This window comes from Jannaschia helgolandensis, assembly GCF_900109285.1.
Taxonomy (GTDB): Bacteria; Pseudomonadota; Alphaproteobacteria; order Rhodobacterales; family Rhodobacteraceae; genus Jannaschia; species Jannaschia helgolandensis.
Genome location: NZ_FNZQ01000001.1, coordinates 1,335,487 through 1,350,816, shown reverse-complemented (window position 1 = coordinate 1,350,816; position 15,330 = coordinate 1,335,487). Strand labels below are relative to the sequence as shown.

15 protein-coding genes are annotated in these 15,330 nt (G+C 61.9%); 9 read left to right on the top strand and 6 right to left on the bottom strand.

The annotated features are described in order from the left end of the window. The first annotated feature begins 8 nt into the window (after window positions 1-8). Window positions 9-611, top strand: a complete 603-nt coding sequence (locus BMY38_RS06640; RefSeq protein ID WP_092760875.1) for a thymidine kinase — start codon at window positions 9-11, stop codon at window positions 609-611. Here the strand turns inward: BMY38_RS06640 and BMY38_RS06635 are convergent. From BMY38_RS06635 to BMY38_RS06625, 3 genes are read right to left on the bottom strand one after another with little or no spacing between them, the layout of a single operon-like run. Continuing rightward, window positions 608-1,933, bottom strand: coding sequence for an 8-oxoguanine deaminase (locus BMY38_RS06635; RefSeq protein WP_092760873.1), 1,326 nt, complete (start codon window positions 1,931-1,933; stop codon window positions 608-610). The two genes, BMY38_RS06640 and BMY38_RS06635, sit on opposite strands and share 4 nt — an antisense overlap. Next, window positions 1,926-2,714, bottom strand: a complete 789-nt coding sequence (gene hisN / locus BMY38_RS06630) for a histidinol-phosphatase (protein WP_092760871.1) — start codon at window positions 2,712-2,714, stop codon at window positions 1,926-1,928. Before hisN ends, BMY38_RS06635 begins: the two co-directional genes overlap by 8 nt. A gap of 48 nt (window positions 2,715-2,762) precedes the next feature. Continuing rightward, entirely contained in the window at window positions 2,763-3,122 is a 360-nt protein-coding gene (locus BMY38_RS06625) for a helix-turn-helix domain-containing protein (RefSeq protein WP_092760869.1), read from the bottom strand. 285 nt (window positions 3,123-3,407) lie between these two features. Between BMY38_RS06625 and BMY38_RS06620 the strand changes: the two genes are divergently transcribed. Then, a complete protein-coding gene (locus tag BMY38_RS06620) occupies window positions 3,408-4,367 on the top strand; it encodes an NADPH:quinone oxidoreductase family protein (protein WP_092760867.1) in 960 nt (319 codons plus the stop codon). Window positions 4,368-4,430: 63 nt separating this feature from the next. On the opposite strand, the gene BMY38_RS06615 is transcribed toward BMY38_RS06620, so the two are convergent. The 3 genes from BMY38_RS06615 to BMY38_RS06605 form a co-directional block, all read right to left on the bottom strand. After that, window positions 4,431-5,819 carry a sensor histidine kinase gene (locus tag BMY38_RS06615; RefSeq protein WP_092760865.1) on the bottom strand — a complete coding sequence of 463 codons (1,389 nt, stop codon included), beginning with the start codon at window positions 5,817-5,819 and terminating at the stop codon, window positions 4,431-4,433. Between the two features lie 79 nt (window positions 5,820-5,898). Next, window positions 5,899-7,311: a dihydrolipoyl dehydrogenase family protein gene (locus BMY38_RS06610; protein WP_092761295.1), complete on the bottom strand. Its 1,413-nt coding sequence runs from the start codon at window positions 7,309-7,311 to the stop codon at window positions 5,899-5,901. A 47-nt stretch (window positions 7,312-7,358) separates the two neighbouring features. After that, complete coding sequence (locus BMY38_RS06605; protein ID WP_092760863.1) at window positions 7,359-8,108, bottom strand: TVP38/TMEM64 family protein; 750 nt, start codon at window positions 8,106-8,108, stop codon at window positions 7,359-7,361. 360 nt (window positions 8,109-8,468) lie between these two features. On the opposite strand from BMY38_RS06605, the gene rpmH reads away from it, so the two are divergent. From rpmH to BMY38_RS06565, 7 genes are all read left to right on the top strand, one after another. Continuing rightward, the gene (rpmH, locus tag BMY38_RS06600; RefSeq protein WP_092760861.1) at window positions 8,469-8,603 is read left to right on the top strand and encodes a 50S ribosomal protein L34; all 135 of its coding nucleotides are present in this window, start codon (window positions 8,469-8,471) and stop codon (window positions 8,601-8,603) included. Between the two features lie 8 nt (window positions 8,604-8,611). Next, a complete protein-coding gene (rnpA, locus tag BMY38_RS06595) occupies window positions 8,612-9,016 on the top strand; it encodes a ribonuclease P protein component (RefSeq protein ID WP_092760858.1) in 405 nt (134 codons plus the stop codon). Further along, a complete protein-coding gene (gene yidD / locus BMY38_RS06590) occupies window positions 9,013-9,234 on the top strand; it encodes a membrane protein insertion efficiency factor YidD (protein ID WP_092760856.1) in 222 nt (73 codons plus the stop codon). The genes rnpA and yidD overlap by 4 nt, the downstream gene beginning before the upstream one ends. 282 nt (window positions 9,235-9,516) lie before the next feature. Continuing rightward, on the top strand, window positions 9,517-10,407 hold the full coding sequence (gene ttcA / locus BMY38_RS06580) for a tRNA 2-thiocytidine(32) synthetase TtcA (RefSeq protein ID WP_092760852.1): 891 nt from the start codon (window positions 9,517-9,519) through the stop codon (window positions 10,405-10,407). An 89-nt stretch (window positions 10,408-10,496) separates the two neighbouring features. Next, complete coding sequence (locus BMY38_RS06575; protein WP_092760850.1) at window positions 10,497-12,050, top strand: putative bifunctional diguanylate cyclase/phosphodiesterase; 1,554 nt, start codon at window positions 10,497-10,499, stop codon at window positions 12,048-12,050. A gap of 654 nt (window positions 12,051-12,704) precedes the next feature. After that, window positions 12,705-14,576 (top strand): membrane protein insertase YidC, encoded by a 1,872-nt coding sequence (gene yidC / locus BMY38_RS06570; RefSeq protein WP_092760848.1) that lies wholly within the window; start codon window positions 12,705-12,707, stop codon window positions 14,574-14,576. Then, window positions 14,577-15,311 carry an MOSC domain-containing protein gene (locus BMY38_RS06565; RefSeq protein ID WP_092760846.1) on the top strand — a complete coding sequence of 245 codons (735 nt, stop codon included), beginning with the start codon at window positions 14,577-14,579 and terminating at the stop codon, window positions 15,309-15,311. Window positions 15,312-15,330 lie beyond the last annotated feature (19 nt).

The window sequence follows — 15,330 nt, the reverse complement described above, 5'->3', positions numbered from 1 at the left end:
GAGGGGGCATGGCCAAGCTCTATTTTCATTTCTCGACAATGAATGCAGGCAAAAGCACGCTCCTGCTTCAGGCGTCCTACAATTACATAGAACGGGGAATGCAGACCTATCTGCTGACCGCAAATTTCGACAACCGTGCGGGCAAGGGGCGCATCGCCAGTCGCATTGGCATCGACGCTGAAGCCGACACATGGTCGGGCCGGTCTGATCTCTATGCCATGATCGAAACCCGGCTGACCGAAGGTCCGGTCGCCTGCGTCCTGCTGGACGAAGCGCAATGGCTATCGCGCGAGCAGGTCTGGCAATTGGCGCGCGCCGTCGACGACCTGAACGTGCCGGTCATGGCCTATGGGTTGCGGGTCGATTTCCGGGGCGAGCTGTTTCCCGGCTCCGCCGCGCTGCTGGCGCTGGCGGACGAACTGCGCGAGGTGCGGACGATCTGCCACTGCGGGCGCAAGGCGACGATGGTCATTCGCGTGGACGAAGACGGCACTGCCCTGTCCGAGGGCAGGCAGGTCGAAGTGGGGGGCAACGACCGCTATATCTCGCTCTGCCGTCGGCATTTCCGCGAGGCTACGGGCGATCGCGTTCCGCCGGAACCGCCGATCTAGGCCATCAACTGCGTCAGCAGGGTCTCGGCCCGCTCGATCACGCGGGGCAAATCTATGGTCGTGATACGCCCGTCACGCACCACCTGCCGCCCCTCGACGAAGAGGTCGCGGACCCGGCGCGGACCGGCCAGCAACAGCGCGCTGCGATCCCAGCTTCCGGTCGCCTCGACACCGGACATATCCCATATGGCAATGTCGGCACGCATCCCCACAGCCAGTCGGCCGATGTCATCGCGGCCCAGAACCGCAGCACCCCCGGCGGTGGCCAATTGCAGCGCCTCGATGTTCGACATGGCATCGGCGCCCCGCGATACCCGCTGCAACAGCATGGCCTGCCGCGCTTCGTCCAACAGGTTCGCGCGATCATTCGACGCGGAGCCGTCAACACCCAGGCCCACCGGAACCCCCGCCTCCAGCATATCTCTCAAAGGCGCGATGCCCGACCCAAGCCGACAGTTGGAACAGGGGCAATGCGCCACACCCGTGCGCGTTCGCGCGAACAGGTCGATTTCCGTCGCATCCAGTTTGACGCAATGGGCATGCCAGACGTCTGGTCCGGTCCAACCAAGGTCTTCGGCATATTGACCGGGACGGCACCCGAAGCGGTCGAGCGAAAACGCGACGTCTTCGTCATTCTCGGCCAGATGGGTGTGCAGCATGACGCCCTTGTCGCGCGCCAGCAGAGCCGCATCGCGCATCAGTTCCCGGCTGACCGAAAACGGCGAACAGGGCGCGATGCCGACCCGGCACATCGACCCCGGCGCGGGGTCATGGAACGCGTCGACCACGCGGATGCTGTCGGCAAGGATCGACGCTTCCGACTCGACCAGAACATCCGGCGGCAGGCCGCCGTCGGATGCGCCGATGGACATGGCCCCGCGAGTCGGATGAAATCGCAAACCGACGTCTGCGGCGGCATGGATCGTATCCTCCAACCGGACGCCGTTCGGGAACAGATACAGGTGGTCGGACGACGTGGTGCAGCCCGACAGCGCCAGCTCTGCCAACCCCAGCTGAGTGGCGACGTGAACATGGTCCGGCGTAAACCGTGCCCAGATCGGATAGAGTGCCCGCAGCCAGCCGAACAGCAATGCGTCCTGCCCGGCGGGCACCGCACGGGTCAATGTCTGGTAGAGGTGATGGTGCGTGTTCACGAGGCCGGGCGTGACGAGGCAGGCTGTCGCGTCAACGACCTCACCCACCGTGGTCAGGCCCGCTCCAACCCCGGCGATTACGCCATCGTGGATCAGGATGTCGGCTCCGGTCACGGTTGCATCCATGGTCAGGATGTGACCAGCCCCCCGGATCAGCACCTCAGCCATTCAAACGCTCCAGCGCGGCGGCATGCAGTGCGGGTGTGGCGGCGGCAATAACCTGACCGCCATGATGGGCCGGGCCGTCCCGCCAATCGGTGACGATGCCGCCGGCCGCCTGAATGACGGCGATCGGTGCGGCAATGTCATAGGGCTGCAACTGGGCCTCGATGACCAGATCGACGTGGCCCGCCGCCAGCAGGGCATAGGCATAGCAGTCCATGCCATAGCGCGTCAGACGACAGTCCCGCGCGACGCGGGCAAAGGCGGCCCCTTCGGCCCTTGTCCCGACTTCGGGAAAGGTACTGAGGATGGTCGCCCGCGCCAGCGTGGCGGTCATGCTGACCTGCAAGGGCCGCGTTTCGCCCGCCCGTATCCATCTCGCGCCGGACGGATCACCCTCGAACCGCTCGCCCGTGAACGGCTGGTCGATAATGCCGTAAAACGGGCCATCCTCGTCTTGCACCGCGATCAGCACGCCCCAGGTCGGTGTGCCGGAAATGAACCCCCGCGTGCCGTCAATCGGGTCCAGCACCCAGGTCAGGCCGCTGGTGCCGAGAACGGCCTCGCCCTCCTCGCCCAATATCCCGTCATCGGGCCGCATGCGCGACAGGACAGCCCGCATTGCCGCCTCGGCCTCGCGGTCGGCGACGGTGACAGGATCGAAATCGGCCCGCTTGGTCTCGATTTCGAGGGGGTGGCGAAAATACCGAAGGGTCACGACACGCGCGGCATCGGCCAGCGCATGCGCAGCCTTTCGGATATCGTCGATGTCGGTGCGGTTCGTCATCCCGACCGGGTGGCATCCCGGCGCAGGACGGTCAAGCGGCAGGCGGGTTCACGCGGCACTCTCGGACAAGGCGCGCGCCAGATCGAACAGGCGACGGCGCTGGTTTTCGGGCATTGCATAATAGGCGCGAACCAACTCCACCGTTTCCTTGTCGGACAGCATATCTTGCGCCCCTATCGCAGGAATCTCTCCCTCCAGACCTTCGAAAAAATGCTCGATCGCGACACCGAGCGCGTCCGAAATCTCCCAAAGTCGCGACGCGGAAACCCGGTTCATGCCGGTTTCGTACTTCTGAATCTGCTGGAATTTGATCCCCACCTGTTCGGCCAACTGTTGCTGTGTCATTCCCACCATCCAGCGACGGTGGCGAATCCGCCTGCCGACATGGACGTCCACGGGATGTTTCATCTTGAGCTCCGTTCGAATGACATATGTTCTGAAGACTGAAAATTTTATGAAGAATAATGAATTCTAAGATCATACGCTTATGCTGACTTGGTATAATAGATCTATGAAACGCGAGACGTGCTTGCATAAGTGCAAGGTTCCATTCGACTTTCCGTCGATTTCATCGATCGCCGATGGGTTGTTTTAACTCTGTTTGCAACAGCTTGCGCGAAACCGGGGGCTGGAAGCCTGGCGTGTCAAATGACACCCTGCTCCGACCACTTTCAGGCAAGCGGAGACTTTGAGATGCGTGGATATGTCGTAACGGGGCCCGAGTCCGCCGCTTTGCAGCAGGATGTTGCGGTTCCCGAACCGGGTCTCGGCGAGGTCGCCCTGAGAATCGGGGCAACGGGGCTGAACTTTGCGGACCTGCTGATGGTGAAGGGCACTTATCAGGCGACCCCGCCTCCCCCCTTCATTCCAGGGCTGGAGGTCTGCGGTACCGTGACCGCCCTTGGTCCGGACACCGACGGTCCGTCCCCCGGAACGCGGGTCGCGGTTTTTGGCGGACAAGGCGGACTGGCCGAATACGGGGTTTTTCCCGCGAACCGCCTTGTTGTCGTACCAGACGCGATGCCGTCAGAGATCGCGGCAGGTTTCATCGTGGCATGGTCGACCAGCCATCTCGCCCTGACCCACCGTGCCCGGTTGCGACCCGGCGAACGTCTTCTTGTGCTGGGAGCGGCGGGCGGTGTGGGTCTGACGGCGGTGGAACTGGGCGCGAAGATGGGGGCAGAGGTCGTTGCCGTCGCGCGTGGCGCGGATAAACTTACTGTGGCGCGCGACCACGGCGCACACCACCTGATTGACGCCGACGCACCCGATCTGCGTGATCAGTTGCGCAATCTGGGTGGTGTGGACGTGGTCTATGATGCTGTCGGCGGGGGCGTGGCGAAGGCAGCATTCCGTGCCATCCGGCCCGGTGGGCGATATCTGGTGATCGGCTTCGCCAGCGGCGAGATCCCCGAGTTTCCCGCCAATCACATCCTGGTCAAGAACATAGACCTGATCGGCTTTTACTGGGGCGGATATCTGGATTTCGATCCATCACCCGTCACCGACAGCATCGCCGCCCTGTTCGCGATGTATGCTGCGGGCGAAATACGGCCACATGTCAGCCACGTGTTGCCTCTGGACCAGGTAGGAGAAGCACTGGCCCTGCTCCGCGAGCGCAAATCCACCGGCAAGATCGTCGTGGTGCCCTGATCCGGTTGCAAAAGGCCCCAAAGTCGCGATCAGGGGATGCACGCCTATCTTGCCACTGTCGTCTTAACCTGCGTCCACCGATCGCGGCAGATGGATCAGAAAGGTCGTTCCCGCCTCGCCCGTGTGTTCCAGCGTCAGGGTTCCGCCATGGCCGCGGATCAGTTCGGACGCTATTACGAGGCCGAGGCCGGTCCCGCCCTTGCGAACATTGCCCTGAAACGCCTGAAACAGTTTCTCCTGTGCCTTGGGGGGCAAGCCGGGGCCGGTGTCGGTGACGCGTATCTGCCAGGCATCACCAATATCGGACGCCGCTACGATCACTTCGCCCGCGCCGCCGGACACCTGGATCGCCTGCCGGGCATTTCGGATCAGATTGCCGATCACGCGGTGCATCTGGTCGGGATCGATCCGCAGGGTCAGGCCAGGTGGCGCGTCGTGACGGATGGTGACATGCTTCTGCGCGACGGCAAGTTGTTCACCTTCGCAAATCTCCTCGAAGAATGGCCGCGCGTCGATCAGCTGGAGGGCAGGCGCAGCCTCTTCGGCGCGCCCGAAGGCCAGCGTCCCTTCGGTCAGGTTCACGGCGCGGGTCAGGGATTTGACGATCTTCGGGGCGACGCGGCGGACGGTGGGGTCGTCGACCATTTCCATCCGGTCGGCCAGCAGGGTGGCTGTCGTCAGGATGTTTCGCAGGTCATGGCTGATCTTGGCGACGGCGGTGCCCAACTGGGCCAGACGCTCCTTCTGACGCAGCGATTGCGACAGTTGGGTTTCAAGGTCGCGCAGGGTCGTCTCGGCCTCGTTCAACTCGCGGATGCGGGATGCGGGTTCGATAATGCGGCGCGCGTCTTCGGGAGCGGCGGCATAGGCCTTCATGTGACCGACCAGGGCCTTGATCGGCATGACCAGAAGGCGTCGCACAGCAAGGAACAGGAAGACCGAAGTGATGATCGAGATAATCAGGCTAAGCCACAGGATGTTCAGGCCATATTCGATCATCGCGGCGTAAAGATCCCCGGTGTCGATGGCGGCCTCGATCTGGACGCCGCCACCGCGGGCGGGTTCGGCGATGACGCGGATAACTTCGGGCGTGGGCGTCACAAAACGTACGACGGCATCGCGGATCAGGACGAGGGCCATAGGATCGCGCAGGTCCACCGTCTTTGCGACAGGGCCAGGCAGGTCCGACGACAGGACCAGTTGCCGCATCGCGTCCCGGCGCAGCACGACGTTGAGGACGCCTGCGTTTTCAAGCAGTTCCGCTTCAACATTTTCGGGAATCATCTCGTCCGCGCCCAGCAGCGCCAGCGAAGCGATCTGTGCCCGCTCCATGCGTTCGGTCAGGTAGTCCAGGCGGAAGCGCGCGATGGACGGCACGAAAATCAGCACTTCCGCCAGCATCACGAACACCACGGTCAGGATCAGGAAGCGGCCGGAGAGGGTCGTGAACATGGTGGAAACCGGTCTGGTTGCGTCGGGGCATCTTATGGCCCCTAGCGGGTGATTGCGACAGGAGGAACAGAGGTTCCGGTCAGGGCATCCATCGCTGAACGAATCCGACGACGGCCTTGACCAACTGACTGTCGAACAGGCGCGGGGCGTAATACTGACCCGCCGCGCGTTTGGAGACCTCGCCCAGCGTCGGGTAGGGCGCGACCATGTTGGTAACGGCCCCGATCTTGAGCTTGTTGGCGATGACCAGCGCCCACAGGCCGATCAGCTCGCCCGCGTGGGGTCCGACAATCGAGACGCCGACCGGACGCTTGTTCACGACCATGACCTTGATCAGCCCCTCGGCCCTGCCTTCCGCGATGGCACGGTCGTTTTCCTCGAAGCCGGAGCGCAGGACCTCAAGCCTGTCGCCATGCGCCTCGCGCGCCTGTGCCTCGGTCAGACCGATCTGGGCCAGTTCGGGGTCGGTGTAGGTGACCCATGGAACGTGATCCTCGCGTGCCTTCGCGGGCAGGCCGAACAGGATCGGACGGATCACGGTCGCGCCGTGATAGCCCGCGACATGGGTGAACTGTAACCCGCCCGCGACGTCGCCGATGGCATAGACGCGGCGGTTCGTGGTCCGCAGGTCGGCACCGACCCTGATGGCGCGGTCATGTTCTATACCCGCCGCATCCAGGTTCAGTTTTTCGATATTGGCCTTGCGCCCGACTGCCATCAGCAGGTGCGAGCCCTTGAATGTGCCGTTGTCCGTCTGGACCGTGATCGCACCCGCCTTGCCCGAAATTTTCCCGGCCTTGGCCCCCTCGACGATCTCGACGCCCTCGGCGCGCAGGTTGCGCAGCACCATTTCGGCCAGTTCGGGATCGTCCTTGCCCATGGCTTTGGCCCCTTCGATCACGGTGACCTTGCTGCCCAGCCGGATGTGCGCCTGCGCCATTTCCATTCCGATGGGACCACCGCCGATGATCAACAGATGGTCGGGCTGCTCCATCAGGTCGAACAGCGTCTCGTTGGTGTGAAACGGCACATCGTCGAGACCATCGATCGGCGGCACGAAGGGCGACGATCCGGTGGCGATAACAATGCGGCGCGCTGTGATGCGATGGTTCCCCGCGACGACCGTGTCGCGGTCGGTGAAGGTGCCGTATTCCTTGATGACGCGGACACCCAGACCCTCGAATCTCTCGACGCTGTCGACGGGGGCGATGGTCTCAATAACCTTGCGGGCGTGGCCCTTGGCGGCGGCATAGTCGACTTTTGGCTTGACCGGAGACACGCCGAATTTTGCCCCGCTGCGCATCGCCTGAGCGTGTTTGCCTGCCGCAATCAGCGCCTTGGAGGGGACACAGCCGTAGTTCAGGCAATCGCCGCCCATCAGGTGGCCTTCCAGCAATGTGACGTCGGCGCCCATCTGGCTGGCCCCCGCTGCAACGCTGAGTCCGGCGGACCCGGCGCCGATCACCAGGACGTCTGTCTTGATCTCTTGCATGGCCGGACCTTTCACCTGCGTCGTTTCCTGTGGCGCGGCTTGCATGTTCATGGTGTTCCCCGGTCTTGCTTTCGCAATTTCTTGAAGACAATGGGCAGTACCGCCAGTGCCACGAGGCCGAGGATCGGGCCAAGGATCTGCGGTTCGAATATGATGCCAAGGTTCGGGGTTTCGCCACGGGCGAAAACCTCTCCCAGTCCGGCACCGACCCAAGTATAGATCACGCATGCAGGTAGAATGCCGAAGAAGGTGGTGAAAACGAATTTCCCGAGTGAAACACCGACGAATGCGGGGCACAGATTTGCCACGAAGAACGGCACTGCAGGGACCAGGCGCATGATGAACAGATACGATGTCTCGTCTTCGCGAATGCCCTCCTTGATTTTTTTCACCGCCCCGCCCGAGGCGTCCATTCTGGCGGCAAGACGGTCACCAAATCCGTATTTTGCCGCCAGGAAGATGATCGTGGCCCCGCTGGTCGCCCCGACCATGTTGAATATTGTGCCTTGAAAGACGCCGAACAGGAACCCGCCAGTCAGCGTGGCGACGGTCGCACCCGGCAGAGAAAAACCGACGATGACGATATAGGCGGCAATGAAGACCGCGACGGTCAGGACGTAATTCGCATCGCGAAATGTCAGCAGCGCCTCGCGGTTGGCGGCCAGCGCGTCGAAGCTGAGATGATCGCGGAGCAAGACCGCGCCCATCACGGCGGCGAGCCCAATAACAGCCAGTGGAACGTATCGAGCTGGACCTGACCTTGCCTTGGGCCGGGGGGGCGTTGTTTGATCGATCATGTCACATCCAGTGCATCATTCGGATTTTCCCGCAAGACGACCGTGGGTCGCTCGGCGGACTTTGAATGGTATCTGACGGGTGTGGAGGCACGGAGATACCCGCCCTCACGCCGACTTGAGAGGGCGTGTAAGCCCGAGCCCTGAAAGAGGTCGATTGTTTCAGACTGTGACGCTGCGCGGGTCGCGATGTTACAAGTCGGGATGATCCGGCTGAAACAATGGATGACACTTCGCGGAGATCGTGAGTTCGCCCGGTCGGGACCGTTGACAGCCCCTGCCACCTGACCTAGACGGCGACTTCCAGTTTACCCGGTTACAGGTTCACGTCAGAATCTGGCCCAAGATGTCGGAGAGAAGGCAATGAAACGTACCTTCCAGCCCTCGAACCTTGTCCGCAAGCGGCGCCACGGTTTCCGCGCGCGCATGGCCACCAAGGCCGGACGTCGCATCCTGAACGCGCGCCGCGCCCGTGGCCGCAAGGTTCTTTCGGCGTAAGACGCCCGATGGATGACGCGATTTCGACGCCGGAGGGGGTATCCTCTCCGGCGTCTTTGCGTGTTCTGCAGAAGCGACGGCAATTTCTTGCGCTCAACAGGGGCTTGCGCGTGCCTGCAGGGGCATTTCTGTTGCAGGCCCGCGACCGGTGCGACGATGATCCGGTAATCGGTGTGGGCTTCACCTGTTCCAGAAAAGTCGGCAATGCCGTGGCCCGCAATCGCGCCAAGCGGCGTTTGCGTGAAGCGGCACGATTGGTCCTGCCCGATCTGGGCCAAGCCGGGTGGGATTACGCACTCATCGGGCGCGCCGAAGCGACAGCGGCGCGGGAGTTCGAGGCGCTACTGGACGATCTTCGGAAGGCTCTGACGAAGGTTCATGGATCGGTGAGGACCAAGGGACGCAAGACGTGACCCCCCTCGCCCGCGTCCTTTCGTGGCCGGTTCATGGTTACCGCGCGGTGTTCTCCGCTCACGTCGGACACAACTGTCGCTATCAGCCTACCTGCTCGGCCTATGCCCTGGAGGCATTGGCACGCCACGGCGGTATACGCGGAGGATGGCTGGCGGTGCGGCGTATCGTGCGTTGCCATCCGTGGGGCGGTGCTGGCATCGACAACGTTCCGGACTGACAATATCCGGTTTACGGGCAACGTCGACGGACTGCGACCCGAGCCACATCCGCCATTGCGGCTCGTCCCTGATGACTGCACTTGCGTCATAATACAGGGCGAAAGCACTGCTGCCCGCGTTCAGTGAGGGGACATAAGATGATACCGTATTCTCGCCGGTCGCCCGCGGGCTGATATTCCCGCAATATCTGGTCCGACACTTGCTGCCTGAACTCGGTTGCCCTGTGGAAGCCCCTCGTCCGATCCGCTAGGACAAGGTTACCCGACCCAAGGACGCCGCCCATGCCCGACATCCTGAGATCCGACCAAGGCACCGACGACATTCACGCTCTGTTTCATGGCGCGCCCAAGACCACCGAATTTCGCAAACTGCGAAAACGTCTGGTGCGCGAAACCCGCGAGGCGATTGAACGCTATGGCATGCTTCCGCCCGATACCGCGCGGGCGGGCGGAGCGCGCCCGAAATGGCTGGTCTGTCTGTCGGGCGGCAAGGACAGCTATACATTGTTGGCTGTGCTGACCGAATTGCAGTGGCGCGGGCTTCTGCCGGTCGACATCCTGGCCTGTAATCTGGATCAGGGGCAGCCGAATTTCCCCGCCACCGTGCTGCCCGCGTTTCTGGAGCGGATGGGTGTGCCGCACCGCATCGAATACCGCGACACCTATTCCATCGTCGTCGACAAGGTGCCTGCCGGGCGCACGTATTGCGCACTCTGTTCACGGTTGCGTCGGGCCAATCTGTACCGCATTGCGCGCGAGGAAGGCTGCTCCGCCGTGGTGCTGGGTCATCACCGTGACGACATACTGGAGACGTTCTTTCTGAACCTGTTCCATGGCGGCAAGATCGCGACGATGCCACCCAAACTCCTGAATGACGAAGGCGATCTGACCTTGCTGCGTCCGCTTGCCCATGTGGCAGAAGCCGACTGCGCGCGTTTCGCGGAGACCATGGCCTATCCGATCATACCCTGCGATCTGTGCGGGTCGCAGGATGGGCTGCAACGGCAGGTCATCAAAGCGATGCTGGACGGGTGGGAGGCCAGGGTGCCCGGACGTCGCGCCAAGATGTTCTCGGCTCTTATGCAGGTTCGCCCCTCGCATATGCTGGACCCGACATTATTTGATTTCGCCGGTTTAACGGTAACATCCAGGGGAGACGCGGTATCGGATTGAGACAATTCGATGGAAGTTCCTGACCTGCGTTAAGGCACCGTTAGAGCCTGCGGCCTACCTCCTGAATCAGTTGATGATCGGAGATTCGCATGACCGACCGGCCAAGTGCCCCGCAATCGCGGACCCGCCTGACAGGCTGGATCGCCCGCGTGGACTGGATGATGCTGTTCCCTGTCGTGACTGCCATCGCATGGGCCTCGGGACAGGACGCGGTGGCGATGGTGCTGGCAATCGTGCTGCCGGTATTCCTCGCCCTGAATGGCGATATTTTACGCCACCGCACCGACCGGATATCAGCCCTTTCCATGCTGTCCAGCGATCAGCCCCTCGCGCGGCCGGTCCTGAAGCGAATCGTGGACGACGTGCTGGACGATTGCGCCCGTCGCGACCGCACGACTGCGGTTCTGCACATCCAGGTCGACGATCTCCACATTGCCGATGGCGGCTGGGGGGCTGATGCCGGGGACAAGATCATGGATCGCGTGGTGCAGCGCGTCGCGGCTACGATGCGGGGACAGGATGCGGTCATGCGGACGGGCGACGACGGGGTGATCGCCATGCTGGCACCCACCCGGCGCGCTGACCTCGACATAATCATGGCTATCGTTGATCGCATTCAATCTGCCGTGTCCGCACCGATCTCGGTCGATGGCCGCACGGTTCGGGTGCATTGCTGCATCGGTATCTGCTCCGAGGCGATGGCTCCCATTCGCAGCGGTGCCGCCATTCTGGCCGCTGCGGAGTGCGCCCTTCGGATAGCGCGCCAACACGGGAACGATGCCGTCCGTGCATTCAATGCAGACATCCAGATGCAGATCGAAACCGACCACCGTCTGTCCACCCAGGTCGAGGATGCGCTGGATGCCGGCGAAATCAGGCCCTGGTTCCAGCCCCAGGTCGAAACCCGATCGGGTCGGCTTGCCGGATTCGAGGCGCTGGCCCGCTGGCATCACCCCGAACTCGGTATCCTGACGCCTGCCCAGTTTCTGACCACCATCGCATCGGCCGGTCGATCCGCCGAACTCGGTGAAATCATTCTGAAAGCAAGCCTGGAGGCGTTGATCGAATGGGACAGGGCCGGGTTGGACGTGCCTTGTGTAGGCGTCAACGTTTCGCTTGAACAATTGACCGATCCGCGTCTGGCGGAACGGATCATCTGGCAGTTGGACCGTTATGATATTGCGCCCGATCGCATCGCCATCGAAATCCTCGAAACGGTGACGCTGCGCGACGGTGACGAAACGATTACCCGTAACATCAAGGCCATGCGGGATGCGGGATTCCGCCTTGACCTTGACGATTTCGGCACAGGCGCGGCGTCCATCGCGCATATCGCCCAGTTCGGAGTTCACCGCATCAAGATCGACCGCAGCTTCATCCACGGTATCGACGCCAGTCCGATGCAGTGCGAAGTGGTCGCGGCGATACTGGGTCTGGCCGAACGGCTGTCAATCGCCACACTTGCCGAGGGCGTCGAAACCCCTGAAGAGCAGGAGACATTGGCCGAAATGGGCTGCCCTCATGTGCAGGGATACGGCATCGCCCGCCCGATGCCGTTCCATGAGACGATTCCCTGGGCTCTATCGCTTCGCGCCGGTCCCTCGGCTAAGCTACGAATGATGCAGACGCAGGGATCGGCCTGACAAAATATGTACCACTCACGACCCAGCTTCGATGGTGACGACCGCAGACCGACAAGTGACCCTTTCCAGGATCATAATTACCAGGAACAGCCCGGTTCAGTCATAACGGCTCCACCTTTGTGGAGTTCAGACATGCCCGCACCTTTCCCCATTCCATGGATCAAGACACGACCGCTACATCTATAGTCCTCCGTACAAAACCTGTCTCTGCTGACAACGCAGCAACGCAGATCGCCCGACCGATTGGCTTACGCGTGGTTGCACCCGCCCTACGCGGAGCAACGTATCACTGCGACAGCCGCCCATTGCCTTTCTGAGACATATCCCTCTTCCGCGACACAATGTCTCGTTATGGCAGCGATATCTCGTCACGGCGGCAATCCGAGAACTTGTCGGCCACATCGGTTTTTCGGGGCAAATCGGACTTTCGGGTAAATCACTTCGTCGCTAGCAGCATGCAATGGCATCGCAGCACACCTTTCGGACCGCGACGCCCAACATACCGGAATGGATCGTGATCTTGTCGAGCCCAAGACAAATGTATGAACGATAGGGTCGTTGCCCGCGCGCCCAGCTCCGGATTCGCCTTGACCTTCCCCGGCCCGGTCTGTTGAACGGCGCGCAATCCCCCTTTCCGTGCGCGACAGGTCTTCAATGGACGATCAGAACAAGAACCTCATCCTTGCCACGGTGCTCAGTGCCTTGGTCCTCCTTGTCTGGTTCGTTCTGTTTCCGCCCGAACAACAGGCACCTTCGGTGGCCGAAACGGCAACCTCCGATGGCGTTCCGGCCCCGGCACGCGAGGCGGGTGCCCCACCCGCAGGCGACGGAACTCTGGCCGTGACGCCCGGCGCAGTGCCCGGCGTCGGGGTGACACCCGCGGAAAGTCGCGCGAACGCCGTGAATGCATCGACCCGTATTCCCGTCGACACGCCGCGCCTGACCGGATCGATCTCGCTGACAGGAGGGCGAATCGACGATATCGCCTTGAAGGACTACAAAGAAACGCTGGCCCCGGATTCACCTATCGTGACGCTGCTGTCGCCCGCAGGCGCGCCAGACGCATATTACGCACTTCACGGCTGGGTTCCCGCGGGCGACCTGCCGAGCGATGCCGTGCCATCGGCCTCAACCGAATGGACCGCACCGGAGGGCGCAAGACTGACGCCTGATACGCCGCTGACACTGACGTGGGACAATGGCGCGGGACTTATTTTCACGCGGGTAATTTCCGTCGACGATGATTTCATGTTCACGGTCGCGCAGTCGGTTGAAAATACCGGCGATGTGGCCGTGCGGATGTTCCCCTATGGTCTGGTGGCACGTCACGGCGAACCCGATGTCGAAAACTTTTTCATCAGCCATGAGGGCGTCGTCGCTCATTCCGATGGCATCGTGGAGCGGCTCGAATATGGCGACATGGTCGATCTGGACGTAGATCCGACCGAAGGCGGACGTGTCGTCAAATACCAGATCACCGATGAAGGCTGGATCGGATTCGCGGACAAATACTGGATGACGATGTTGATCCCGTCCACGGGAACACCGGCCACAAGTGTCGTGAAATACGTCGACGGCGGAGCCATCTATCAGACCGAAACACGCATGCCCGTGGTCGAAGTGGCCGCCGGTGCGACGGTAACCAGCGAAAGCCGCCTGTTCGCCGGTGCGAAGGAATGGGAAGAGCTGCGCTACTATCAGAACGAACAGGGCGTTCCGGGCTTCGTGGATGCAATCGACTGGGGCTGGTTCTTTTTCCTGACCAAACCGATCTTTCAGGCTTTGCACTTCTTGAATGCATTGATCGGGAACATGGGGCTGGCGATCATCGTGCTGACACTGGGGATCAAGGCGATCCTGTTTCCGTTGGCTTATAAATCCTACGTCTCAATGGCGCGCATGAAAGAGTTGCAGCCCGAGATGGAGAAGCTGAAGGAAAAGGCGGGCGACGACCGCCAGAAACTTCAGACCGGGATGATGGAACTCTACAAGAAGAACAAGGTGAACCCGGCGGCGGGCTGTCTGCCGATCCTGTTGCAGATCCCAATTTTCTTCAGCCTCTACAAGGTGATCTTCGTCACGATCGAATTGCGGCATGCACCGTTTTTCGGGCCGTTCCAGGATCTGTCGGCACCCGATCCGACTAGCCTGCTGAACCTGTTCGGCCTGCTGCCCATCGCTGCGCCCGAGGCAGGAACCATCTTGGCACTTGTCTTCATCGGGATACTTCCGATCATGCTGGGCGTGTCGATGTGGTTCCAGCAGAAGCTGAATCCGGCGCCTGCCGATCCGACACAGGCGATGATCTTCGCCTGGCTGCCCTGGGTTTTCATGTTCATGCTGGGCAGCTTCGCATCCGGGCTTGTGGTCTACTGGATCGCCAACAACACGATCACCTTCACACAGCAGTATATCATCATGCGGTCGCACGGGTCGAAGCCCGACCTGTTCGGAAACATCAAGTCCGGTTTTCGCAAGAAGGCGGCTGCCAACGATGTCAGGCCGCCGTCCTCCAAGGGAAAATAGATGCGTCTGGTCGAGATCTGGCGCCATCCGATCAAGGCCCATGGCCGGGAGGACATGTCTGCGTTCGACATTGCGGCAGGCGGCACCATCCCTCTCGACCGGGAATGGGCCGTAGCGCATGAGGCTGCAAAGCTGAACGGCGAGTCATGGGTGCCCTGCGCGAACTTCAGCCGTGGTGCCAAGACACCGGCCTTGATGGCGATCAAGGCTCGGACTGGGGACGGTGTCATCACGCTGTCACACCCCGACCTGGCCGATCTGACCTTCGATCCTGATTGCGACAATCGCATCTTCCTTGAATGGATCGCGCCCCTGGTCGATCCATCGCGTGCGGCCCCGACCGGTATCGTGCGGGCCGCAGGCCGGGGCTTCACTGATACCGAGTTTCCGTCGATCTCATTGCTTGGCATGGCGTCTCACCGCGCCGTAGAGCAAAAGGTCGGGCGGCCTCTTTCGCATCTGCGATGGCGTGGCAACCTTTGGATCGACGGGCTTGCTCCGTGGGAAGAGTTCGACATGATCGGGCGGGAGTTGACTTTGGGCACTGCACGGTTCGCTGTCGAAGAACGGATCACGCGGTGTCGCGCTACGATGGCCAACCCGGAGACCGGCAAGATCGATACCGACACGCTTGGCGCATTGGAGGATGGCTGGGGCCATCGCGATTTCGGCGTCTACCTGAGTTGTATCGCGCCGGGCCATGTGGCCGTCGGCGATGTGCTGGTGCTTTCGTGACGGCCCGCGCAGCGGCTTT